This window comes from Dyella telluris, from assembly GCF_014297575.1.
GTDB lineage: Bacteria > Pseudomonadota > Gammaproteobacteria > Xanthomonadales > Rhodanobacteraceae > Dyella > Dyella telluris.
This window is the reverse complement of sequence record NZ_CP060412.1, coordinates 629,769-652,015: the sequence shown is the minus strand read 5'-3', so window position 1 is coordinate 652,015 and position 22,247 is coordinate 629,769. Positions and strand designations below refer to the sequence as shown.

The 22,247-nt window shown below is 64.7% G+C and carries 17 protein-coding genes; 12 read left to right on the top strand and 5 right to left on the bottom strand.

Annotation, left to right across the window (positions count from 1 at the left end):
• Window positions 1–244: 244 nt before the first annotated feature.
• The 3 genes from H8F01_RS03135 (at window position 245) to H8F01_RS03125 (ending at window position 7,860) form a co-directional block, all read left to right on the top strand.
• Complete coding sequence (locus H8F01_RS03135) at window positions 245–3,424, top strand: TonB-dependent receptor (RefSeq protein ID WP_187057631.1); 3,180 nt, start codon at window positions 245–247, stop codon at window positions 3,422–3,424.
• A 144-nt stretch (window positions 3,425–3,568) separates the two neighbouring features.
• Window positions 3,569–5,962, top strand: a complete 2,394-nt coding sequence (locus H8F01_RS03130) for a GH92 family glycosyl hydrolase (RefSeq protein WP_187057630.1) — start codon at window positions 3,569–3,571, stop codon at window positions 5,960–5,962.
• 29 nt (window positions 5,963–5,991) lie between these two features.
• Entirely contained in the window at window positions 5,992–7,860 is a 1,869-nt protein-coding gene (locus H8F01_RS03125) for a glycoside hydrolase family 2 protein (RefSeq protein ID WP_187057629.1), read from the top strand.
• Window positions 7,861–8,010: 150 nt separating this feature from the next.
• On the opposite strand, the gene arsB is transcribed toward H8F01_RS03125, so the two are convergent.
• From arsB to H8F01_RS03110, 3 genes are read right to left on the bottom strand one after another with little or no spacing between them, the layout of a single operon-like run.
• Window positions 8,011–9,084: an ACR3 family arsenite efflux transporter gene (gene arsB / locus H8F01_RS03120; protein WP_187057628.1), complete on the bottom strand. Its 1,074-nt coding sequence runs from the start codon at window positions 9,082–9,084 to the stop codon at window positions 8,011–8,013.
• On the bottom strand, window positions 9,081–9,599 hold the full coding sequence (locus H8F01_RS03115; RefSeq protein ID WP_187059122.1) for an arsenate reductase ArsC: 519 nt from the start codon (window positions 9,597–9,599) through the stop codon (window positions 9,081–9,083). Before H8F01_RS03115 ends, arsB begins: the two co-directional genes overlap by 4 nt.
• Window positions 9,600–9,622: 23 nt before the next feature.
• Entirely contained in the window at window positions 9,623–9,940 is a 318-nt protein-coding gene (locus H8F01_RS03110) for an ArsR/SmtB family transcription factor (RefSeq protein WP_187057627.1), read from the bottom strand.
• Between the two features lie 51 nt (window positions 9,941–9,991).
• Here H8F01_RS03110 and arsH point away from each other — a divergent pair, with 51 nt between their 5' ends.
• Complete coding sequence (gene arsH, locus H8F01_RS03105; protein ID WP_187057626.1) at window positions 9,992–10,804, top strand: arsenical resistance protein ArsH; 813 nt, start codon at window positions 9,992–9,994, stop codon at window positions 10,802–10,804.
• A gap of 100 nt (window positions 10,805–10,904) precedes the next feature.
• Here arsH and H8F01_RS03100 read toward each other — a convergent pair whose 3' ends face one another.
• On the bottom strand, window positions 10,905–11,978 hold the full coding sequence (locus tag H8F01_RS03100; protein ID WP_187057625.1) for an alkene reductase: 1,074 nt from the start codon (window positions 11,976–11,978) through the stop codon (window positions 10,905–10,907).
• A 161-nt stretch (window positions 11,979–12,139) separates the two neighbouring features.
• On the opposite strand from H8F01_RS03100, the gene H8F01_RS03095 reads away from it, so the two are divergent.
• Both H8F01_RS03095 and H8F01_RS03090 read left to right on the top strand, forming a co-directional pair.
• Window positions 12,140–13,015, top strand: coding sequence for a LysR family transcriptional regulator (locus H8F01_RS03095; protein WP_187057624.1), 876 nt, complete (start codon window positions 12,140–12,142; stop codon window positions 13,013–13,015).
• A 105-nt stretch (window positions 13,016–13,120) separates the two neighbouring features.
• Entirely contained in the window at window positions 13,121–14,071 is a 951-nt protein-coding gene (locus H8F01_RS03090; protein WP_187057623.1) for a hypothetical protein, read from the top strand.
• A 28-nt stretch (window positions 14,072–14,099) separates the two neighbouring features.
• On the opposite strand, the gene H8F01_RS03085 is transcribed toward H8F01_RS03090, so the two are convergent.
• Window positions 14,100–14,495: a DUF4440 domain-containing protein gene (locus H8F01_RS03085; protein WP_187057622.1), complete on the bottom strand. Its 396-nt coding sequence runs from the start codon at window positions 14,493–14,495 to the stop codon at window positions 14,100–14,102.
• Window positions 14,496–14,669: 174 nt separating this feature from the next.
• On the opposite strand from H8F01_RS03085, the gene H8F01_RS03080 reads away from it, so the two are divergent.
• From H8F01_RS03080 to H8F01_RS03055, 6 genes are all read left to right on the top strand, one after another.
• Window positions 14,670–15,362, top strand: a complete 693-nt coding sequence (locus H8F01_RS03080) for a DUF3348 domain-containing protein (RefSeq protein ID WP_187057621.1) — start codon at window positions 14,670–14,672, stop codon at window positions 15,360–15,362.
• Between the two features lie 13 nt (window positions 15,363–15,375).
• Window positions 15,376–17,622: a DUF802 domain-containing protein gene (locus tag H8F01_RS03075; RefSeq protein ID WP_238481126.1), complete on the top strand. Its 2,247-nt coding sequence runs from the start codon at window positions 15,376–15,378 to the stop codon at window positions 17,620–17,622.
• Complete coding sequence (locus H8F01_RS03070) at window positions 17,619–18,263, top strand: OmpA family protein (protein WP_187057619.1); 645 nt, start codon at window positions 17,619–17,621, stop codon at window positions 18,261–18,263. Before H8F01_RS03075 ends, H8F01_RS03070 begins: the two co-directional genes overlap by 4 nt.
• Window positions 18,264–18,267: 4 nt before the next feature.
• On the top strand, window positions 18,268–18,924 hold the full coding sequence (locus tag H8F01_RS03065; protein WP_238481125.1) for a DUF2894 domain-containing protein: 657 nt from the start codon (window positions 18,268–18,270) through the stop codon (window positions 18,922–18,924).
• Between the two features lie 313 nt (window positions 18,925–19,237).
• Window positions 19,238–20,620 (top strand): phenylacetate--CoA ligase family protein, encoded by a 1,383-nt coding sequence (locus tag H8F01_RS03060; protein ID WP_187057617.1) that lies wholly within the window; start codon window positions 19,238–19,240, stop codon window positions 20,618–20,620.
• 163 nt (window positions 20,621–20,783) lie between these two features.
• On the top strand, window positions 20,784–22,223 hold the full coding sequence (locus H8F01_RS03055) for a DUF1254 domain-containing protein (RefSeq protein WP_222615716.1): 1,440 nt from the start codon (window positions 20,784–20,786) through the stop codon (window positions 22,221–22,223).
• The last annotated feature ends 24 nt before the right edge of the window (window positions 22,224–22,247 follow it).

Sequence of the window (22,247 nt, the reverse complement as noted above, 5' to 3'; positions counted from 1 at the left end):
TACGTGGCGGCATGTCGCTTTAGCGGCGCCGGATCCAGGCCTGCGCCTTAGCGCATCGGGCCTTGACGCTTTCATGGCCAATGAGCTGAAGGGTCGTTGGCTGTCCGAAGTTTAGATCGATCTAATTTGGAAAAGAGGGAGGCAGCGTGCAGCACTAAATCGCGCATCTGCATGCAGTGATCGAAACGGGGAGCACCGCGCCAGTGGAACACGGGCGCGAATCACATTTGAGGGGAGAACACACATGACGTACCTCCAGCACGCGTTGACACGTAAACCGCTGTACGCCGCACTGGCCATGGCCACCTTGTCCTTCGGCGCCTGCCTTGGCGTTCCTGCCGATGCTTTCGCGCAGACCGCGACGCCTGCCGCCGCTCCTGCGGCCGCAGCACCGGCACCGGCACAGGCTACTAACGGCACTGCCGCCAAAAAGGATGACATGGACAAGAAATCCGACAAGGACGATGCCAAGACGCTCGATGCGATCGTGGTCACCAGTTTCCGTCAGTCCATCGACCAGAACATGCAGGACAAGCGCGATTCCAATTCCATCGTGGAAGTGATCAACGCGCAGAATATTGCCCAGTTCCCCGCCAAGAACATCGCCGACGCACTGGCGCACGTGCCGGGCGTGGTCATCACCCGCGAATCGGGTGAAGGCAAGACGGTGAGTATCCGCGGCCTGGCGCCCGAGCTCACCCTTACCGAGTTGAACGGCAACTACGTGGCCTCGGCCGATACATCGGCCGGCCTGTCGCGCTCGTTCAACTACACGCTGATGCCCGCCAACATGTTCTCGGACGTGAAGCTCTACAAGAGCCAGGAAGCGCGCCTGGACGAAGGCGGCATTGGCGGCAACGTGGATCTGCGCACGCGCCGCCCGCTGGAAATGAAGGCGAACGACGGGTTCATCTCGCTCAATGCGGCCGGTTCCGACAACAGCGGCAAGGTCACGCCGCAAGGCTCGGCGTTGTGGTCGTGGAAGAACAAGGACGAAACCTTTGGCGTGTTGGTCGCCGGCTCGTACCAGAAGCGCCGCGATGTCGATTACACGGCCAATGCATCCAGCTGGCACTGGTGGTCCAACAACTGTACCGACCACACGACGTGTACCGCGCCGCCGACCGATGTGCACGGCAATGCATACGGTGCGGATGTGGCGCCCAACATCGACCTGTGGTCCGGTGGTGGCGTGGTTGACCAGTCGGGCAAGAGCTATTCCGGTTACTGGATGCCGCAGCAGTTCGCCACCAGCCGCAACCAGTTGGACCTGACCACCAAGGGTTGGCAGGCCACCATGCAGTTCAAGCCGACGGATCACCTGCTGCTGACCGGCAACTACTTCCGTTTCGAGCGTCAGCAGACGCAGATCACCAACACGCTGGAAGTTCCCGAGTGGGGCTTGCCCACCGGCAGCTATGCCGACCAGCAGGGCCGCTTGCTTGCGCCCAACGGCCTGACCTTCGACCCGTCGCACACCGTGGTGACGGGTGCGAACTACGTGCTGCCGGCCGCAGGCGTCGGCTGTAACTCGCTGACCAACCCGGTGACGGGTGCCCAGCGTCAGCCGGTGGACGTGTGCTCCACGGAAATCCCGTGGCTCAACGGCAACTACTCGGTGGAGAAGGCCACCTCGCAGACCGTCAACATCGAAGGTGAGTGGGATAGCGGTGGCGCCCTCAGCGGCTCGTTCAACGTGGGCCGCACGTGGTCGACGGGCGGACCGTCGGTGGAACTGGGCATGGCCGCCAAGCCGCGCAACTTCGTCAACGGCCAGTGGGTGGATGGCAGCACCGGTGCCGCGTGGACGCTGAACGGCCGGCCGACGCTTACCGCGTCGTCCAGCGTGCTGCAGAACATGCTTGCCGGCGAGGGTCAGGTGGATCTTGGCTCGACCGGTTCGAACATGGTCAACACCACCAACTCGCAGAACTTCCTGCAGGCGGACTTCACCTGGGCCTTCGAGGACAGCTGGATGCAGTCGCTGCAGTTCGGCGCCAAGTACCGCGACAACCACGCCTCGCAGGTGAACAACGAGCTGCGCTGGTACTGCAAGGGTACCACGCTGCAGTTCCAGACCTGCGATCCCAATGCCGGCCAGCTGCCGTCTGGCTTCCTGCTGCCCAACTCGCTGGATGGGAACACGCTGGCCTATAACGACAGCACCTTCCCGGCGATCAATTTCCCGGCGTACTACAACTACCTCAACTCCACCTATGACAAGGTGCTGTACAACCATCCCGAAGACAAGTCGTCGATCAAGGAGCAGATCTCGGCGCTCTACGCGCAGGCGAACTTCGACACGGGTACGGTGCGCGGCAACGTGGGCCTGCGTTATGTCAGCACCAAGCAGGACCTGACGGTGGCCGACGAGATCACCACCAACAACGCCGTGTACTACCACGACGCCAACGGCAACATCCTGATCTGTCCGGCTACCGGCGTGAACGCGGGTGGCGGTGCATGCGCACCGGGTGACTTCCAGTACCTGCCGCGCGAACAGTCGGTGATCCAGACGTTCTCCAACGCCTCCACCTCCAAGCGCTACAACAAGCTGCTGCCCAGCTTCAACGTGGCGTGGAGCTTCGCGGACGACTTCCTGTTGCGCGCTGCCGGTTCGCAGGCGATGTCCCGCGCCAACTACACCGACCTGGCCCAGCTGGGCAGCCTGACCAACAACACCCAGGCCTATTACAACGACCGCAAGCAGTTCGGCGCCCCGTTGCCGGGCTGGTATGGCAGCGGCGCCAATGCGGACCTGAAGCCGTTCACGGCCACCCAGTTCGACCTGGCCGGCGAGTGGTACTACGCCCCCGAGTCGGTGGTTGGCGTGGACCTGTTCCAGAAGAAGGTGAAGAACTTCGTGGTGCCGGTAACCGTGAACAACATCACGGTGAATGTCGGCGGCACCGAGCAGAACTTCATGCAGTACAGTACCAATGCCAATGGTCGTTCCGGTACGTCCAAGGGCGTGGAGCTGTACACGCAGCACACCTTCGACATGGGCTTTGGCTACATCGCCAACTACACGCTCAACAAGACCAACGAAACGCCGGTCTCGCTGGGCGATACGGAAGTGGGCAAGTCGGAGCTGATCGGCAGTGCGAAGTACGCGGCGAACATCTCGCTGTTCTATGAAAAGAACGGCCTGCTGCTGCGTGCCACCAGCAACTGGACCGGCCGCACCATGCAGGGCCTGGCCGCTGGCCTGCCGATCTACACCGAGCCGTACAACCAGATCGACCTGAACGGCGATTACGAGTTCACCAAGCACCTGATGGTGACCGCGTCGGTGATCAACCTGACGCGCCAGCTGCCCCGCCAGTACCTGGGCGGCGACACCACCTCGCGCCTGTACATGCTCGAGTACGCCGGTCGCCAGTACTACGTGGGCCTGACCTACAAGTTCGGTGATGGCGGTTGATCGACCACGGGAAGAGCCGGGCATGATGCCCGGCTCTTCCATCGGCAGATCTTTTGACTGGCTCCTTCTCCCCGCAGGGGAGGAGGAGTGCCACAGGCGTCCTCGCGGTTGCGGATGCGCCTTCATTCCGCACAGGACACCCGCATGAATCCGCTTGCTGCACGACGTCGCCGTCGTGCGTCTCTCCTTTTCAGTCAGCGCACTGGCATGGCGCTGGTGTTGGCCACCTTCGCCGCCGGAAGCATCGGCGCGGCCTATGCCGGCAAGGGCAACACCACACCTCCTGCTTCATCGAGCGTCGATGAAGCCAACACGCTGGTGGGCACGGCGCCGCTGGACCGGCCGGAACTGATCGGCAATGCGCCGCCGCCGGGCGAGCCGCTGTACTCGGGCATGACCTCGCCGGGTGCGACCCTGCCGCAGAGTTCGACCGAAGCGACGCCGGTCAATCTCAACGTCGACCTGAGTTATCCCTCGGGCGTGGGTATGTCCTACTACTACACCAACCCCACCATGATCGGCTTCACCGGTGGCGGCTCGACCTATGGTGGCCGCGCCTCGCCGATGATCATGCCGGTGGTGGGCGACTGGACCGTGCCACCCGATTACGCGCATGCGTACTACGACAAGTCGACGGAAAAGGCATCGCCTGGTTACTACGCAGTGGATCTCGCCACCTTCCACACCAAGGTGGAGCTGACGGCCACGCAACGCACCAGCCTGATGCGTTTCACCTTTCCGGCGAGCCACCGCTCCAACGTGATCGTGAACCTGCGTCGTGTCGGTGGCGACGTGGAAGTGGTCGGCGACCACACCATCCGTGGCGTAACCAAGAACAGTCGTCCGGAGCGCGACTCGGACGGTGACTGGTTCGTTGCCGAGTTTTCGCAACCCTTCGCCGGTTTCGGTACCTTCCGTGCGAACCACGAGCACGAAGGCTATGGCATCGGCGACGCGGACGTGCAGCCGAACCGGCGCGCCATTTCCGGCAGCTATGCCGGCGCCTACGTTACTTTCGATACCCGTGCCGGCGAGCAGGTGCTGGTGCGGGTGGCCCACGGTCACAGCGCCGAGGAAGCCCAGCAGCGTCTCCACGACCAGAATGCGGAAGCCGATTTCGATCGCGCCCACGAAAAGGCACGTGCTGCCTGGGCGCAACTGTTCGACCGCGTGGAAGTCAGTGGTGGCACGGCCAAGCAGCGCATGCTGTTCTACTCCACGCTGTACCACTCGTTTGCCAGTCCTCGCCTGCTGGCGCACAAGGGCGAGCACTTCACCGGTGCGGACGGCAAGGTCCAGGTGGCGAGCTACGACCGTTACGGGCCGGTGCCGTTCTGGGATACCGGTCGTAACCAGATCACCTTGCTGATGCTGATGGAACCGGACGTGGTGCAGAACATCATGCGTTCGGAGCTGGACCGGGCACGCGAGCGTGGCTACATGGACACCTCGTTCCATGGCGACCATGCCGTGTTCCTCTACGACGGCGCCTGGCAACGCGGTATTCCGTTCGACTATGCCGCCGCGTACGAATACCTGCGCAAGAATGCAACCGACCCCAAGGGGCCGCGCGGTTACCTGGCCGAGTACATGAAGCAGGGCTGGATCTCGGACATCCTGCCGCCCGCCAACGCCAGCCCGCCGTATGCGGATGGCAAGGCCGGTGCCGCCACCACGCTGGAATACGCCTGGGACGATCACGCCCTGGCTGACGTCGCACGTCGCCTCGGCAAGCAGGATGATGCAGCCATGTTCCTGCGTCGCGCGGCCAACTACCGCAACGTGTTCGATCCCTCGGTGGGCTTCATGCGCGGCCGCACGGCGGACGGGAAGTGGATTTCGCCGTTCGATCCGGGCGAGCCGTACTACAACTTCATGATGAAGGAGGCCTCGGGCTGGTCCACGCTGTGGCTGGTGCCGCACGATGTGCAGGGCCTGATGAACCTGCTGGGCGGACGCGACGCGTTCAACGCCAAGCTCGATGCGTTCTTCTCCACGCCATACAACCCCAAGGGCATCTGCCGCGACTGCACCGGGCTGATCGGCCAGTACGTGCAGGGCAACCAACCGGACCAGCAGGCCGCCTACCTTTATGCGTGGAGCGGGCAGCCGTGGAAGACGCAGGCGCTGGCGCGTCGCATCCTCACCGACATGTACGGCAGCGACGCCACCGGTTACGGCTTCCCGGGCATGGATGACCAGGGCTCGACCTCGTCGTGGTACGTGCTGAGTGCGATGGGCTTCTATCCGGTCGACCCGTCCAGCCCCGACTACATCCTGGGCAGCCCGATCTTCGACCGGGTACGCCTGCACATGGGCAATGGCAAGGTCTTCGAGGTCGTTGCGCACAACAATTCGGCACGAAACATCTACATCCAGTCCGCCACGCTCAATGGCAAGCCGTGGAACAAACCGTGGTTCAGCCATGCCGATATCGCCAACGGCGCAAGCCTGGTGCTGGAGATGGGGCCGGAGCCCAACAAGTCGTGGGGCGCCGATGTACAAGATGCGCCGGCGTCGATGACGGCGGCACACTGATGACGATTCACGTGACAAGGAAACAGCGGATGACGGAATACACCAGGGTGCGGCGTGCATGCACCGGTCTTGGCGCGCTCATGGCGATGGGTGTGGCAACGATGGCGCTGGCTGCGCCCGAGCAGGCGGCGACATGGAGCAGCAAGGCGGCGCCGCTGGCCACGCCGTGGACGGCGCAGGTATCACCCGACAACGCGTTGCCCGACTATCCGCGCCCGCAACTGGCCCGGCCGTCGCTGGACCATCCGCGATGGATGAGCCTCAATGGCTTGTGGCAGTACGTGCCGGCTGATGGCAAGGGCGCGCCGCCGTTCGGGCAGACGCTGAAAGCGCAGGTGCTGGTGCCCTATCCGGTGGAATCGGTGCTGTCGGGCGTGCAGCAGCACGCGGACTTCATGTTCTATCGCCGGCTGGTGGACGTACCTGCGGACTTCGCCGCCCATGGCCAGCATGTGCGGCTGAATTTCGGCGCCGTGGCGCAGGACGCCACCGTGTACGTCAACGGCTCGAAGGTGGCAGAACACACCGGTGGCTACACCTCGTTTACGGCGGACATCACCTCGGCGCTGCACCCGCAGGGACCGCAGGAAATCATCGTGGCGGTGCATGCGCCGGTGGACGGCGCCAACGTGATGGTGGGCAAGCAGCGCCTGAAGCCGGAAGGCATTTTCTACACGGCGGCCTCGGGCATCTGGCAGTCGGTGTGGCTGGAGCCGGTGCCGGCGACGAGCCTGGCGCAGTTGACCTTCACGCCGGTGCGCGGCCTGGACGGCTTTACCGTCGACGCGAAGCTGGATGGCGCGGCCAAGGGCGCCACCCTGCATGTCACCGCTTACGCGGACGGCAAGGCGGTGGGCGAGGCCAGTGGTGCGGCAACGGCGCCGCTGCATCTGGCCATTGCGCATCCGCGCCTGTGGAGCCCGCAGGATCCGTTCCTGTACACCTTCAAGGCCACGCTCACGCAGGGCGACCAACACGACGAGGTCACCAGCTACGCCGGCCTGCGCAGCATTGCCGTGGCCAAGGTGGGTGGTCGCAATCGCATCGTGCTCAATGGCAAACCGACCTTCCTGCTCGCCACGCTGGATCAGGGTTACTGGCCGGACGGCATCTACACGGCGCCTACCGACGCAGCCCTGAAGTTCGACATCCAGAAGACCAAGGACCTGGGCTTCAACACCATTCGCAAGCACATCAAGGTGGAACCGGCGCGCTGGTTCTATTGGGCCGATCACATCGGCCTGATGGTGTGGCAGGACATGCCGGCGATGCCGAACGGCCACAACGATGCGCTGAGTGATGCCGACAAGGCCGGTTTCCGCCGTGACGTGTCGGCCATCATCGACCAGCTCAAGGGCGAAACCTCGATCATCGGCTGGATTCCCTTCAACGAAGGCTGGGGGCAGTGGAGCATCCCGGCGGCGGGCGAGCTGTCGGCACAGATCAAGCAGCGCGATCCGTCGCGACTGGTGGATGCACGCAGCGGCGCCAATTGCTGCGACACCAAGGGCGATCCGCATGCGGGTGACGTGTACGACATCCATGATTACCAGGGCCCCGGCTTGCCGAGCCCGGATGCGCAGCGTGCATCCATGGACGGTGAACACGGCGGCCTGACGCTGGGTGTGCCGGGCCATGTGTGGCCGAACACGCCGATCAACCCCTACGGCGCCGTGAAAGACAGTGCCGCGCTTACCGCCGGCTACGTCGCCAATACCGCCGTGCTGCGCGACAAGGGCCCGGGCGTGGGCGTCTCCGGCAGCGTCTATACGCAGATCACCGATGTCGAGGGCGAGCACAACGGCCTGTACACCTACGACCGCAAGATCGAGAAGGCGGACGAAGCGCAGGTGCGTGCGATCAACGAAGCGACGATACGCGCCAATAGCCAGCCGTAAGGACAACGCATCGCGTTGCCCGTCGAATTCGGGCCAGGCCGGGTTTTGTCGCGAGTCTGGCCCGCCGCGGCGGGCGCGCGAGCTGATGTCCAATCTTTGCGATCGACGGGATGCGGCAGCCATTGCGGTCAGCATCCTGCAGCGGGTGACTCAGGCGTTGCCTTCGTACCAGGCACGCGAGCGGTTGACGATGCGCACAACAGAAAGCATCACCGGCACTTCGATCAGCACGCCGACGACCGTGGCCAGCGCGGCTCCCGAATGCAGGCCGAACAGGCCCACCGCGGTAGCTACAGCCAGCTCGAAAAAGTTGCTGGCGCCTATCAATGCCGACGGTCCGGCGATGCAGTGCGGAACGCGGAGACGTCGATTCAGCCAGTACGCCAGCCCGGAGTTCAGATAAACCTGGATGATGATGGGCACGGCTAGCATGGCGATGACTGCCGGCTGGGCAATGATCTGATGGCCCTGGAAGCCGAAGAGCAGCACCAGTGTCGCGAGTAGCGCAACCAGCGAAACCGGGCCCAGTCGATGGAGAACATCCTGCAGTCGGGCAGCGCCTCCACGGGCCATGATGGCCCGGCGCAGCAGCACGCTGATGGCGACAGGAACCACGATATACAGACCCACCGATAGCAGCAGCGTGTTCCACGGCACCGTAATCGAGGAGATGCCCAGCAGCAGGGCAACGATGGGGGCGAATGCCACCACCATGATGGCGTCGTTGAGCGCCACCTGGCTGAGTGTGAAGTTCGGCTCGCCGTTGCACAGGTTGCTCCACACGAACACCATGGCCGTGCACGGCGCCGCCGCAAGCAGGATCAGGCCGGCAATGTAGGAGTCGAGCTGATCTGCGGGCAGATACACGGCGAACACGTGGCGCACGAAGATCCAGCCAAGCAGCGCCATCGAAAAGGGCTTCACTGCCCAGTTGATGAAGAGCGTCACGCCAATGCCTTTCCATTGGCGGCGGACACCGGCCATGGCGCCAAAGTCGATCTTCAGCAGCATGGGGACGATCATCAGCCAGATCAGGCCGGCCACCGGCAGGTTCACCTGCGCCAGTTCCATGCGTCCCAGTGACTCGAAAGTGTCCGGCAACGCGTGCCCCAGCAGGGTGCCCGCGACGATGCACAGCGCCACCCACAGGGTGAGGTAACGCTCGAAGAAACCGATGCCCGGTGTGTTGGTCGCAGTCTCCGTCACTGCCGTCGCATGATTCATGCGGCGACTTCGGCGCTGTCGCCGTCCCCGAGTTCGCCGATGCGGTCCAGCGCTTGCTTGAGCGCCTCGCGGCTCATGGTTTCAACCGGAAGATCCAGCAGTGCCAGGATGCGGTGCATGATCAACCGATGCGCGTCGCGAAATGCCTCGCTGATGGCGGCGGGATCGCCGGTGGCTGCCGCCGGATCGGCAAGGCCCCAGTGCGTGCGCACAAAGTCGCCGAAGAGCACCGGACAGGGTTCGCTGGCGGCGCTGTCGCAGACGGTCACCACGATGTCGAGCGGTGGCGCGTCGCTGGCGACGAATCGATCCCACGATTTACTGGAAAGACCCTCGATGGGGATGCTCGCCGTGACCAGCGCCTCCAACGCAAGCGGATTCACGCGGCCGGTCGGTTTGCTGCCTGCGCTGTAGGCGACAAAGCGCCCCTGCCCAAGATGATCGAGCGTCGCTTCCGACAGGATGCTCCGGGCGGAATTGCCCGTGCAGATGAAGAGGACGCGGCACGGATGCATGGTGGTGGGTTCTCGGTGAAGGGTTAGCAGCACGTGGTCGAGCGGCACTGGTCCTGCTGGCCTGCGCAACAGTTTTCGGTGAGGTAGTCGATCAACGACTGCATGGCTGCAAAGTTCGCGCGATAGCGGATGTATCTGCCTTCCGCGAAGGATTCCGCCAGTCCGGCGTGGACCAGGCCCTTCAGATGAAATGAAAGCGTGGAGCCGGCAACGCCCATGTGCTCGGCTATCTCGCCCACTACCGCGCCTGCCGGGCCGCGCACGACCAGATAGCGAAAGATGCCCAGTCGGCTCTCCTGGGCGAGCCCGGCCAAGGCCTGGATGGCGGTGCTGGTTTCCATATTTCTATATTGATAGAATCATGGAAACGTTGCAACCGGAGTTTCGCGACGATGTCGCTCGAGGATTTGCCCCACGTCATCACCGACGCACTGGACCGCCCGACGCTGGAAAAGCTGGCTCTGCCAACTGGCGCCGCCCATCCGCCGCGCATCCTGATTCTGTACGGCTCGCTGCGCCCGCAGTCCTTCAGCCGCAAGCTGGCCCTGGAGGCGGAGCGCATCCTGCGCCAGTTAGGCGCGGAAACACGCGTGTTCGACCCGCATGACCTTCCCGTGCTGGACAGCGTGCCCATCACTCATCCGAAAGTGCAGGAACTGCGCGCACTGTCGCTCTGGTCGGAAGGGCAGGTGTGGGTAAGTCCGGAGCGTCACGGCACGGTGACGGGCGTCTTCAAGAACCAGATCGACTGGCTTCCGCTGGAAGAAGGCAGCGTGCGACCCACGCAGGGAAGAACCCTCGCCGTGATGCAGGTATGCGGTGGCTCGCAGTCGTTCAATGTGGTCAATACCTTGCGCGTGCTGGGGCGCTGGATGCGCATGGTCACCATCCCCAATCAGTCGTCCGTGCCCAAGGCGTGGCAGGAATTCGACGGGAGTGGACGCATGAAGCCCTCGCCGTATTACGACCGTGTCGTTGACGTGATGGAAGAGCTGTTCAAGTTCACCCTGATGGTACGCGACCGTTCGGACTATCTCGTGAGCCGCTACAGCGAACGCAAAGGTGCCGTGGAGGCGAAGACGGTATCCGCTGCTGCTGGCGTTGCCGAAGCGGCGAGAATGGCGCCAGCGACCGACCTGGTTTCCACAGACGCATCGTCGTCGCCGTCCAGGGCGTGCTGTGGCACGTCGGGCACGTGCTCGTGACCATGGCGTCAACAGGCGGGGCGCTTTGTTGATCTTGCCGGCGGCAAGGCCCACTGCACGCGTGCAGTGGGCCTTTCGCGAGGCGCCTTGATCACATTCCTTACGCGCTGATGGCTTCGTCCAGCGCCGGGTAATCGACATAGCCCTGTGCGTCGCCGCCGAAGTAGGTCCTGGGATCGGCATCGTTCAGTGGTGCACCGGTTTTCAGGCGTTCGACGAAATCCGGATTGGCCAGCACCATCTGGCCGTAGGCTTCCAGATCGGCCAGGCCCGAGGCCACGTCGTTGCCGATCTGCTCGCGCGGGCGGCCGGGGCGATTGAGGATCAGCGTCTGCTTCCACAGCTTGCGCAGGTCGGCGAGCAGCGCTTCGTTGCCAAGGTGCATCAGGTGCAGGTAGGCGAGGCCGAGCTTGTCGAGTTCGGCGACCAGATAGCGATACAGATCCGGCCCTTCCGCGCCTTCGTCGATGCCCCACATGGCGGTGCCGGGCGACAGGCGGATCGCCGTGCGGTGCGGGCCGATTTCCTCGGCAATGGCCTTGGCCACTTCGATGGCGAAGCGCGCGCGGTTCTCGATGGAGCCGCCGTACTCGTCCGTGCGCGTGTTCGCGCTGGGCGCGAAGAACTGCTGGACCAGATACGCATTGGCGCCATGGATCTCCACGCCGTCGGCGCCTGCGTCGATGGCGCGTCGCGCCGCGTGACGGAAGTCGGCAATGGTCTGGCGCACCTCGTCGGTGCTGAGCGCGCGCGGCACTGGGATGTCCTGCATGCCCTTCATGGTGAACATCGGCGTGTTGGGCGCAATCGCCGACGGCGCGACGCCCTGCCGGTGATGCGGCGTGTTGTCGGGATGCGACATGCGGCCGGCGTGCATCAACTGGATAAACAGGCGGCCGCCCTTGGCGTGCACGGCGGCGGTGATCTTCTGCCAGCCGGCGACATGGGCGTCGGTGTAGATGCCTGGCGTGGTGAGGTAACCCTGGCCATCGTCCGAGGGCTGCGTGCCTTCGGTAACGATCAGGCCAAGGCCGGCGCGCTGCCCGTAGTAGCGGGCGGCCAACGGCCCCGGGGTGCCGTCGAGCTCGGCACGGCTGCGGGTCATCGGCGCCATGACCAGGCGGTTCTGCAGGGTGTGGTGGCCCATGCGGACAGGGAGAAACACGTGATTCATGGTGGCGCTCTCAAGAAAGATGGGGAGGGGAGGCCGCCTTGCGTCGAAGCCACTGGCGGTGGCTCCGGGCAGGGCGGCCTGCTGACACGATCTTGGGTTAAACCACTACTGGGATAAATACGGTAGATTGGAGCGCATTGATCCATTTGTGGAGCAATTGAATGGAACTGCTCAACGACATGGCCCTCTTCGTCGAAGTGGCCAAGGCCCGGGGGTTCCGCGGGGCGTCCGAGGCGACGGGCGTGCCGAACTCCACCCTGTCACGGCGCATCGGTGCGCTGGAGAAGGCCATCGGCCTGCGCCTGCTGCACCGGACCACGCGCAAGGTCGAGCTGACCGAAGCGGGGCAGCTCTACTTCGAGCGCTGCAAGCGCATCGTGGACGAGGCACGCGTGGCGCATGAGCAACTGGGTGACATGCTGGCGCAGCCCGTGGGTGTGCTGCGTGCGTCGCTGCCGGTCGATTTCGCGACCATCTACATGGCGCCGTTGATCGCGGATTTTGCCGCCAAGTATCCCGGCATCACCTTCGATTTCGACCTGACGCCACGCCAGGTGGATCTGGTGAGCGAACCGTTCGACGTGGCCATCCGCATGGGCGAGCCCGAGAGCTCCAACCTCATCGCACGTCCGCTGGCGCAGCTGGTGACGCAGCTTTATGCCTCGCCCATGTATCTGAAGCGTGCCGGCATGCCTACGCAGCCGGCGGATCTCGCGCAGCACGAATGCCTCAACATCCTCAAGGCCAGCGCCTGGACGCTGCATCGGCACAAGGAATCCGTGCGGGTATCCACGCATAGTCGTTTCAGCATCAACAGCGTGGGGCTGATCCGTTCGCTGGCCACGCTGGGCATGGGCATCGTTCTGGTGCCGGAGAAAGTCGTTGTCGACGACCTGGCCGCAGGGCGGTTGGTGCCAGTGCTTCCGGAGTGGCGAGGGCAGGCTACCTCGGTGCATGCGCTGACGGAAACGCGCCTGCTTCCCGCCAAGACACAGCGCTTCATCGAGTTCCTCAAGGAGCGCCTGGCGCAAGTGTGATGCCGTGGCAGGCCTTGCGTTCATGCAGGGCTGACTAAGCTCGGGAAGTCGAGGGCGGCGGCCGGAAGAACGGTTGCTGGCCGAACGCCATGAGGGAAACGACCCATGGGACATCTCACGCTGAAGGCCACCCGGTCGCGCCGTTTCACCAAGCCGCGCAGCATCCGGTCGGCGAAGGTCCACCGCACTTCGGGACGCGCCGTGAGCCACGGTGCGCTGGTCGGTCTGGGGCTGGGGCTGGTGGTCACGGCCGTGGTGTTCGTGCTGGCAGTGCTGGCCAGTTCGCGCGGCAGCCAGGAAGGACTGGGCGCGGTGCTGATGGCCGGCAAGGCCGTCACCTATGGCATCGCCCTGTTGCCTCTGGTGGGCGCGGCACTAGGCCGTTTCATGCTGAAGAAGAAGCGCCCCTGGCGCTATACCTGGGGCGTGTTTCCGCTGGTAGTTCTGTGCGTGGGCGTGGTGGTGGCCGGGCTTGCCGCCATGCTGTGGTCGATCTTTGGCCAGGGCGCGTGGGAGCAGATGCGCACAGCGCGTCGCGAGCAGTGGGCCATCGTCAATACGTCGAACAACGACGTGTTCAACGTCAGCCTGTACGGCGATCCGGAGCAGAAACCCGACCTGTACGACGGTAACCACCATGCGCCGGCCACGGCAGCCACGGCCGCCACGGCCGCCACGCCGGCGAGCCTGCAGCCGAGCGATGCGGAAACGCCGCGCTGGTCGCCCGGGCAGACGGTGATTGTCACCTGGCAGCGCATCGTGCCATGTGCAGGTGCAACCGCCACTCCATGCGGCGGCAACGGTGACCTGCTGACGGCCACTGCGCGTCTTCCGCGCTACACCGGCGTGCAGAACAAGGCGTTCGTCGCGGTGTTCCTGCCTGATGACAAGCTGCGCATCGACATTGCCGACAGCAAGAACTTCGATGGGCGCGTGGGTGCTACGGCGGACGATGCGCTGGTGGCCCAGGGCGAAGTGCTGTCGTGCACACGCGCGGCAGGCAGCTCATCCTCGGCTGCCCCGAAGGACAACTGCACCGCGCGCCAGCCACCGTGACGGGCGCGCCCGGCGTGGACACCTGCGCTCAGGCCAGCGCCGTTTCCTGCAGGAAGCTCCAGCGCGGACGGCCATGGTGGACGGGCTGCAACCACGCCACCGACAGCCGCTGGTTGGACGAGCCATCGATCATCCGCTGGGTTTCGCGATAGGTGACGAGCCAGCCATCCGGCCGCTCGACCCGCACGGCGACGTGGTCAATGGTGATCACCACGCCCGGTCGTGCGCCGTGCAGACGAGCAAACAGGCTGTGAGTGTCGTCCCGGTCCAGCTGGTCGCCGCGGATGGTCACCATGCGAAAACCGTCCGCAAAACAGGCGGTCATGGCGTCAATCGCATCGGCCGAGGCGTCCCCGCGAAACCAGAGTTCGATCTGTTCGTGCAGCAGGGCGATTTCGGCCGAGGCCTGCTCAAGCGTCGTCATGGCGTGTTTCCGGGCGGGGGAAAGGCCAACTACAGCGGCTGCCGGGGGATGTCAATCGCAGCGGGCCGGCGCTGCAGTCTCACAGGTGCCCGCGATGCTGAACCGGGCGCCGGCACGGGCAGGCAGCGGGAGCTGTCTTCAATGTGTAAAATGCCTCGTTTTTAGCCAGACGTTATGGTGCAAGTCCCACAGAGAACGACGGCCCATGGCCCGACGTTCATCCGCTTGCTGGCTCGCCTGACGGACGTTGACGTTCCCGCATCCAGGCAATCGCTGCCCGACCGCCTGAGCCAGTGGCTCGAGTGGACGCATGCGCTTGCGTTGTCCACGGCGCTGGATGGCCGGCCGGGCGGTGATGCGCTGGACGGGCCGACCTTCGGCAACGAGGACGAGGAAGAGTGCGCCCGGCTGCGGGCTTCGCTGGCCCAGGCGGTCGCGACCGATCCCGTGCTGGTCGTGGCGTCGGCGGACGGTGGTGCAGGGGAGGCGGCCGCGGACTATGCCGTGTTCCGCCAGCGCTACCTCACGCTGCAGCGTCGCATGCAGTCGGCGACGGGCCACCTGCGCGGTCGCCTGCGTGATCGCCTGGCGCGGCAGTCGGTTGAGATGGCGCGACTGGCCGAAGTGGATTCGGTGATGGAGCTGTCGCTGAGCCCGCGCGAGCAGATGTTGCTGGCGGCGGTGCCAGCGCTGCTCGGTGAGCACTTCGAGCGGCTGCGCCAGCGCGCGTCGGTTGATGGGGCAGAGGGTGAGTCCAGCGTCTGGCTGGATGGGTTTCGCAAGGACATGCAGAGCGTACTGCTCGCCGAACTGGATGTTCGTTTTCAACCGGTCGAGGGCCTGCTGGCGGCCCTTCGCGCCCGCTAATCGAGAAATCACGTTGAAGAATCTGCTCAATCTTGCTGTGTTCGCTGTGGGCCTGGTGGCCGTGTGCTGGATCGGCGTGGGCTACATCGGTTCGAACCCGCTGGGTGCGGCCGTCGCAACGGTGATCGGCGCGTGCTACGTGGCCGGTGCGCTGGAGCTGCATCGCTATCGCCAGGCTACGGCAACGCTCACGCAGGCCGTGGCGGGGGCCGCCTCCGCGCCGGCCAGCCTGGGCGAGTGGCTGGCACGCCTGCATCCCAGCCTGCGCGGCGCCGTGCGTCTACGCGTGGAAGGCGAGCGCGTGGCCTTGCCGGCGCCGGCGCTGACGCCGTATCTGGTTGGCCTGCTGGTGCTGCTCGGCATGCTGGGCACCTTGCTGGGCATGATGGCGACACTGCGCGGTACCGGCATGGCGCTGGAAAGCGCGACGGATCTGCAATCCATCCGCGGCTCGCTGGCGGCTCCGGTGAAAGGCCTGGGCTTTGCGTTCGGCACATCGATTGCCGGCGTGGCTACCTCGGCCATGCTGGGCCTGCTCTCCGCGCTGTGCCGCCGCGAGCGCCAGCAGGCCGTGCAGTTGCTGGATGGCGCCATCGCCACCACCCTGCGTGTGCATTCGCAGGCGCATCAGCGCGAGGAAGCGTTCCGCCTGCTGCAGCAGCAGGCCGCCGTGATGCCCACCCTGGTTGATCGCCTGCAGTCGATGATGGTGGCGCTGGAACAGCACGGCACCGCGTCCAACGAGCGCCAGCTGGTCAGCCAGGAAGCCTTCCACGCACGCACCGAAGCGGCCTATACGCATCTGGCCGCCGCCGTGCAGCAGTCGCTGAAGGAGAGCGTGGCCGAAAGCGCACGCGCGTCCAGCGCGATGATGCAGCAGGGCCAGGCCGTCAACGAACAGCAGCTCGCCAGCCATGACGCCTTCCGCTCGCGTGCCGAAGCGGCCTACACGAACCTGGCCGCGTCGGTGGCACAGTCGTTGAAGGAGAGCGTGGCCGAAAGCGCACGTGCTTCCACCGCCATGCTGCAGCCCATCGTGGAAACCACCATGGCCGGCATCACGCGCGACACCGCATCGCTGCATGGCACGATCACGCAATCGGTGCAGCAGCAGCTCGATGGCCTTTCCAGCGGCTTCGAGCGGGCCACCGCGAACGTGGCGGACCTGTGGAACAAGGCGCTGGCGGACCATCGCCAGACCAGCGAAGCGGCCGCCGCCGACCTGCGCGGTTCGCTGACGCACTTCACCGACACCTTTGAGCAACGCTCCGCCAGCCTGCTGGAGGGCGTGTCTGCGCGCCTGGATGCAACAGCGGAAAACGTGGCGACAGCCTGGAACAGCGCACTGTCGCAGCAGGCCAGCGTCAACGCCGGGCACGCCGCCCACAACCAGCAGGCGCTGGAGGCTGCCGCCGCCACGTTCGAACAGCACGCCGGTGCGTTGGTAGGCACCGTGCGCGATTCGCATGCGGATCTGCAGGCAGCCCTTGCCGCGCGCGACGAACAGCGCCTGTCGGTGTGGACGGAAACCTTCGCTGCCATGTCCGCCCAGCTGGGTGAGCAGTGGGCGCAGTCTGGCGCACAGGTGGTCAGCCAGCAGCAGGCCATCTGCCAGACGCTGGCGCAGACTGCCAGCGATATCACCCGTCAGGCCCAGGCCCACGCCAGCGACACCATCGCGGAGATCTCGCGCCTGGTGCAGGCCGCTTCCGAAGCGCCGAAGGCCGCGGCAGACGTCGTGGCCGAACTGCGCCAGAAGCTGTCCGACAGCATGGTGCGCGACACCGCCATGCTGGAAGAGCGCAGCCGCCTGCTCGCCACGCTGGAAACCCTGCTGGATGCGGTGAACCACGCATCCACCGAACAGCGCGAAGCCGTGGACGCGCTGGTGGCCACCTCGGCCGACCTGCTCGATCGCGTCAGCACGCGCTTCACCGATCACATCGAGGCCGAAACCGGCAAGCTCGGTGCGGTGGCGGCGCAGGTCACCGGCAGTGCCGTGGAAGTGGCCAGCCTCGGCGATGCCTTCGGCGCGGCCGTGCAGCTGTACGGCCAGTCGAACGAGTCGCTGATGGAACGCCTGCAGCACATCGCCGAAGCGCTGGACAAGACGCTCGCACGCAGCGACGAACAGCTCGCCTACTACGTGGCGCAGGCGAAGGAAGTGGTGGACCTGAGCATGCTGTCGCAGAAGCAGGTCATCGAGGACCTGCGGCAGATCGCTGACCAGCGCATCGCCGCCGGAACCGAGTCCGCATGAACGACGAGATCGAAGTCGACGGCGAATCGAATGCGCCCATCTGGGCGGCCTTCGGCGACCTGATGTCGGTGTTGCTTGGCGTGTTCGTGCTGATCCTGGTCGGCGTGATCGGCATGCAGCTGCAGCTTTCGCATCGGCTCGACGAAGAAGTGAAACAGCATCAGGCCGAAGCGGAGCGCCGCAAGACGCTGGAGCACGCGCTGGCCGCGCCGCTGGCTGCCGGCCGCGTCACCCTGGTGGATGGGCGCATCGGCATTCGCGGCAACGTGCTGTTCGCGCTCAACTCCGACCAGCTGCAGCCGGAAGGGCACGAGCTGCTGAAGAGCCTGGCCGGACCGCTAGCCGATTACCTCAAAGCCCGCGACGAGATCCTGATGGTCAGTGGCTTCACCGACGACCAGCAGGTGCGCGACGGTAACCGCCACTTTGCCGACAACTGGGAGTTGTCGGCGGAGCGTGCCCTGACCGTGACTCGTGCGTTGGTTGCTGCTGGCGTGCCTGCCTCGCAGGTGTTCGGCGCCGCGTTCGGCGCGGAGCAGCCGGTGAGCCCGAACGATACCGACGAGGGGCGCGCGAAGAACCGACGGGTGGAAATTGCGCCGGTGCCGCGCCTTTCGAAGGCTGCTGCCGTTCATGAGTGATGGCATGGCCAGCGTCCGCGCGCAACTCGACGCCTGGCGCGAGCAGGGTGCGGATCGGCTGGATTCCATCCGCTTTCATCTGCTGGATGCGCTGGCGACGCGCGCTGCGCGCCACGAGGGCGGGGCACGTCGCCTGCTCGACCAGCGACTTGCGGATCTGATGGAAGCCTATGCCTCCGATGTCGCGCGTTCGTTGAAGAACGGCGGCGGTGCAACGGCGAATGTCGTTGTATCGAATGGCGCGCCTGCGCCAGGCCCGTTCGGCGAGTTGATCGAACAGCTTGCCCGTGCATCCGAAGTACGCGGCGAATACACGGCGGTGACGTCGCCCTCGCAGACTGCGGCGTTGCCGGAGATGGAACTGCTGGGCGAATTCCGCAGGATCTGGTCTTCCGTGCGTACCGAAAGCCAGCTGCGCCAGTCGATGGAGCAGGCGCCGGAGAATGCCGGGCCGCTCAACTCGCGTGCGCTGGTTCATCGCGCCATCGCGCTGATGCGCGATTTGTCGCCCGGGTATCTGCAGCATTTTCTCGCCTACATCGACGACCTTTCGTCGATGGAGCGCATGAACGGCAGCCCCGCCACCATGGCGAGGGATGCCGCACCGTCGGCGGCGCCCAAGAAGCGCTCCAGGGCCAAGGCCGGCTCGCGTCGCGAGTAATTGCGTTTCCACCTCGACGTTACGACGTATCCGGCTTGCCTGCGGTCGCATGCATTAATCGTGCTGCGTGCGGCGAAAACGGCGGGCGTCATGCTTATGGACGTCCAAATGTCGTGCGTAAGAAAGAGGGGGACGGGTTTTGGCCTGGATATATAGGCCTTTTCTCCGATGAGATGGGCAAGTTCGACGTAAGCATCGCCGCAATCAGCGGGAGGACAATGCGTGGTGCGCGTCGCGCATTGCGCAATTTCTTGCGTGTACTGGGGCGTTTTTGAAGCGCATCGATCGACCGTGACATGACGGGGGTTTCCCTATGAGTCAGTGGTACGAGTCAACTTTCCGCAAGGTTCTTTTTCCCGCCTACGAATCAGGCCTTCGTCACCGCGACACGCTGTCCTGGCTCGATCGATACGAGCATGACCAGTGGCTGGCGCCGGAACAGGTGGCGCAGTTGCAATGGGTGCGGCTTAAGCAACTGCTGGAGCACTGCGCTCGCGAAGTGCCGTACTACCAGAAGCAGTGGCGCGAACTGGGCGTTACGCCCGATGACATCCGCAGCCTGGATGACTTCGCGAAACTGCCCTTGCTTACCAAGGCGGATATCCGCGCGAACCTTGACGACCTCAAGGCGGTGTCGATGCGCGACAGCCTGCTCTACAAGGCTACCGGTGGCTCTACCGGCGAACCGATGCGCTTTGGCTATACGCGCGAAAGCAATAGCCGTCGTCACGCGGTGATGTGGCGAGGTTACGCGTGGGCCGGTGCGCCACTGGGTACGCGCAGCCTGCTGCTGTGGGGCGCCGGCGTGGGCAACCAGCCATGGCGTCAGCGGGTGAGGGAGCGCCTTTACCACGCGGCGTTTTCCCGTCGCATCGTCAACAGCTTCCACATGACGGAAGCGAACATGGCCGAGTACGCCGACGCCATCGACGAATTCAAGCCGCGCGTGCTGCTGGGCTATACCGGGCCGCTGATCCGCCTGGCGCAGTGGATGCTCGACAGCGGGCGGCGCGTGTACCGGCCACACTCGTTCATTTCCTGTGGCGAGGCCATGCACGATTTCCAGCGCGACATCATCGAGCAGGCGTTCGGCTGCCCGGCGTTCAACACCTATGGCTGCCGCGAGTTCATGCTGGTGGCGGCCGAGTGCGAACGGCACGAAGGTTTGCACGTCAACAGCGACCACATGGTGGTGGAGCTGCCCAAGACGGCCGACGCCCCGGTCGATGGCGAGACGGGCGAGGTGGTGGTCACGGATCTTTCCAATTACGGCATGCCGTTCATCCGCTACGCCACGACTGATCTGGCCACGCCTGCGCATCACGAGTGCAGCTGCGGCCGTGGCTTGCCCCTGCTCAAGAGCGTGGATGGTCGCGTGCTCGATGCCATCCACACGCCGGATGGACGCGTCCTGCCGGGCATGTTCTTCCCGTTCCTGTTCAAGGAAACCAAGGGCGTGGACCGCTATCAGGTGGTGCAGCACCAGCTCGACCGCCTGGACATATCCATCGTGCGTGGCGCGGCCTTCGATGACGATTCGCTGGCCTTCATCCGCAGCGAGATCCACAAGGTGCTGGGCGACAGCCTGGAGCTGAATTGTCACTTCGTGGACGAGATTCCGCTGACCAAGAGCGGCAAGACGCGATTGACCATTTGTGACCTGTCGGGTGCGTCACCGGATCAGCTCACGCACTGACCACTGGCTGGATAACGCGATGCCCGCCTGTGCCGGCCCGGCAGGTTCGGCCACGAATCCTTAGGGCATAGGTAGAAGTACGTAATCCTGCGCCGACCTTCTACGGATGCGTGAGTGGCGATTTACGGGGCAATCTCCTGCTTGTCTCAGGCAGGGGGTGGTCATGGCGTCGCGTATCCTGATGTCGGCTGTCGTGGTAGCAACGCTTTTCACTGGATCGACGGTGGATGCGGCGACCTCCCACCGGCCATCGGCCTCACCGGCCGATGCGAAGGCGCTACAGCAGCGCCACATCGAGCGGCGGGCGGTGGAAGCCGTTATCTGGGGCATGCCGGCGGTGAACTTCCAGCTGATGCTGGATGCTTTTACCGCCATGGGCGGCAGCGCGAACCAGGTGGTTTACTGGTCCAGGCCGGTGAACTGGAAAGACCAGACGCTGACGCCGAATCCGGACACCATTTACCTCACGCCGTTCTACGACACGCGCAACGGCCCGGTGGTGCTTGAAATCCCGCCGGAGGGCGATGGCTCGATCACCGGCAGCGTGGATACGGGCTGGCAGAATCCGCTGGAAGACGTGGGCCCCGCCGGGGCCGACAAGGGCAAGGGCGGCAAGTACCTGATTCTTCCGCCCGGTTACAAAGACCCGGTGCCGGACGGCTATATCGCCCTGCCATCCGAGACCTATCAAGGCTTTGCCTTGCTCCGCTCGAACCTCAGGAGCGGCAGCGACGCCGATATTGCCAGCGCAGTGGCCTATGGCAAGCGCGTCAAGTTTTATCCGCTGCCCAAAGCGGGCGCTGCTCCGGCGGAAACCCGTTTTGTCGATGCCTACGACAAGCCGTACGAAGCGACCATTCCCTATGACGCGCGCTTCTTCGATGCACTCAACCGCTTTGTGCAAGTGGAACCCTGGCTGTCCCGTGACAAGGCGATGATCGACACGCTGGCGTCCATCGGCATCGTGAAGGGAACGGCGGGCGACGCACTGGCTGCCAACAAGGCGGCCTTTGACAAGGCCACCGAGGAAGCTCACGCGCTGATTGAATCCTGGACCGAGCAGGTATTCATTCCGCCGTTTTACGCGGGAACCCACTGGGCCTTGCCTGCGTCACCCAAGGTGGTGGAAGGCGCGAGCACTACCTTCGCCGATCCGAATAGCTATCCGGTGGACGGGCGGGCCGTGAGTTACTCGCTGGCTTACTTTTCCGCGAAGCATCTGGGGGCGGGTCAGTTCTACTTGATGACCATCAAGGACAAGGACGGCAATCGCATGGGTGCTGGCAAGACCTATCGCCTGCACGTGCCGGCCCATCCACCCGTCCAGCTCTATTGGTCCGCCACTGCCTATGACGGCGACACCCATGCGCTGATCCGTGACACGCGCTGGTCCAGCCGGGGATCGAATACGCCGGGGCTGCAAAAGAACGCGGACGGATCGGTGGATCTGTACTTCGGGCCGGCCGCGCTGGCCGGCAAAGAGAGCAACTGGGTTCCCACCAGCCCCCATGGGCAGTTCGAGGTGCTGTTCCGCTTTTACGGGCCGGAAAAGTCGTTCTTCGAAAAGGCCTGGCAACTGCCGGACCCCCAGATTCTGAAGTAAGCACAGGTGGGCTGCGATGCCCGT

Bases quoted from the DNA above. Each gene is read 5' to 3' on its own strand.
- H8F01_RS03135 (WP_187057631.1), top strand. From the start codon at position 245: ATGACGTACCTCCAGCACGCGTTGACACGTAAACCGCTGTACGCCGCA.
- H8F01_RS03130 (WP_187057630.1), top strand. From the start codon at position 3,569: ATGAATCCGCTTGCTGCACGACGTCGCCGTCGTGCGTCTCTCCTTTTC.
- H8F01_RS03125 (WP_187057629.1), top strand. From the start codon at position 5,992: ATGACGGAATACACCAGGGTGCGGCGTGCATGCACCGGTCTTGGCGCG.
- arsB (WP_187057628.1), bottom strand. From the start codon at position 9,084: ATGAATCATGCGACGGCAGTGACGGAGACTGCGACCAACACACCGGGC.
- H8F01_RS03115 (WP_187059122.1), bottom strand. From the start codon at position 9,599: ATGCATCCGTGCCGCGTCCTCTTCATCTGCACGGGCAATTCCGCCCGG.
- H8F01_RS03110 (WP_187057627.1), bottom strand. From the start codon at position 9,940: ATGGAAACCAGCACCGCCATCCAGGCCTTGGCCGGGCTCGCCCAGGAG.
- arsH (WP_187057626.1), top strand. From the start codon at position 9,992: ATGTCGCTCGAGGATTTGCCCCACGTCATCACCGACGCACTGGACCGC.
- H8F01_RS03100 (WP_187057625.1), bottom strand. From the start codon at position 11,978: ATGAATCACGTGTTTCTCCCTGTCCGCATGGGCCACCACACCCTGCAG.
- H8F01_RS03095 (WP_187057624.1), top strand. From the start codon at position 12,140: ATGGAACTGCTCAACGACATGGCCCTCTTCGTCGAAGTGGCCAAGGCC.
- H8F01_RS03090 (WP_187057623.1), top strand. From the start codon at position 13,121: ATGGGACATCTCACGCTGAAGGCCACCCGGTCGCGCCGTTTCACCAAG.
- H8F01_RS03085 (WP_187057622.1), bottom strand. From the start codon at position 14,495: ATGACGACGCTTGAGCAGGCCTCGGCCGAAATCGCCCTGCTGCACGAA.
- H8F01_RS03080 (WP_187057621.1), top strand. From the start codon at position 14,670: ATGGTGCAAGTCCCACAGAGAACGACGGCCCATGGCCCGACGTTCATC.
- H8F01_RS03070 (WP_187057619.1), top strand. From the start codon at position 17,619: ATGAACGACGAGATCGAAGTCGACGGCGAATCGAATGCGCCCATCTGG.
- H8F01_RS03065 (WP_238481125.1), top strand. From the start codon at position 18,268: ATGGCCAGCGTCCGCGCGCAACTCGACGCCTGGCGCGAGCAGGGTGCG.
- H8F01_RS03060 (WP_187057617.1), top strand. From the start codon at position 19,238: ATGAGTCAGTGGTACGAGTCAACTTTCCGCAAGGTTCTTTTTCCCGCC.
- H8F01_RS03055 (WP_222615716.1), top strand. From the start codon at position 20,784: ATGGCGTCGCGTATCCTGATGTCGGCTGTCGTGGTAGCAACGCTTTTC.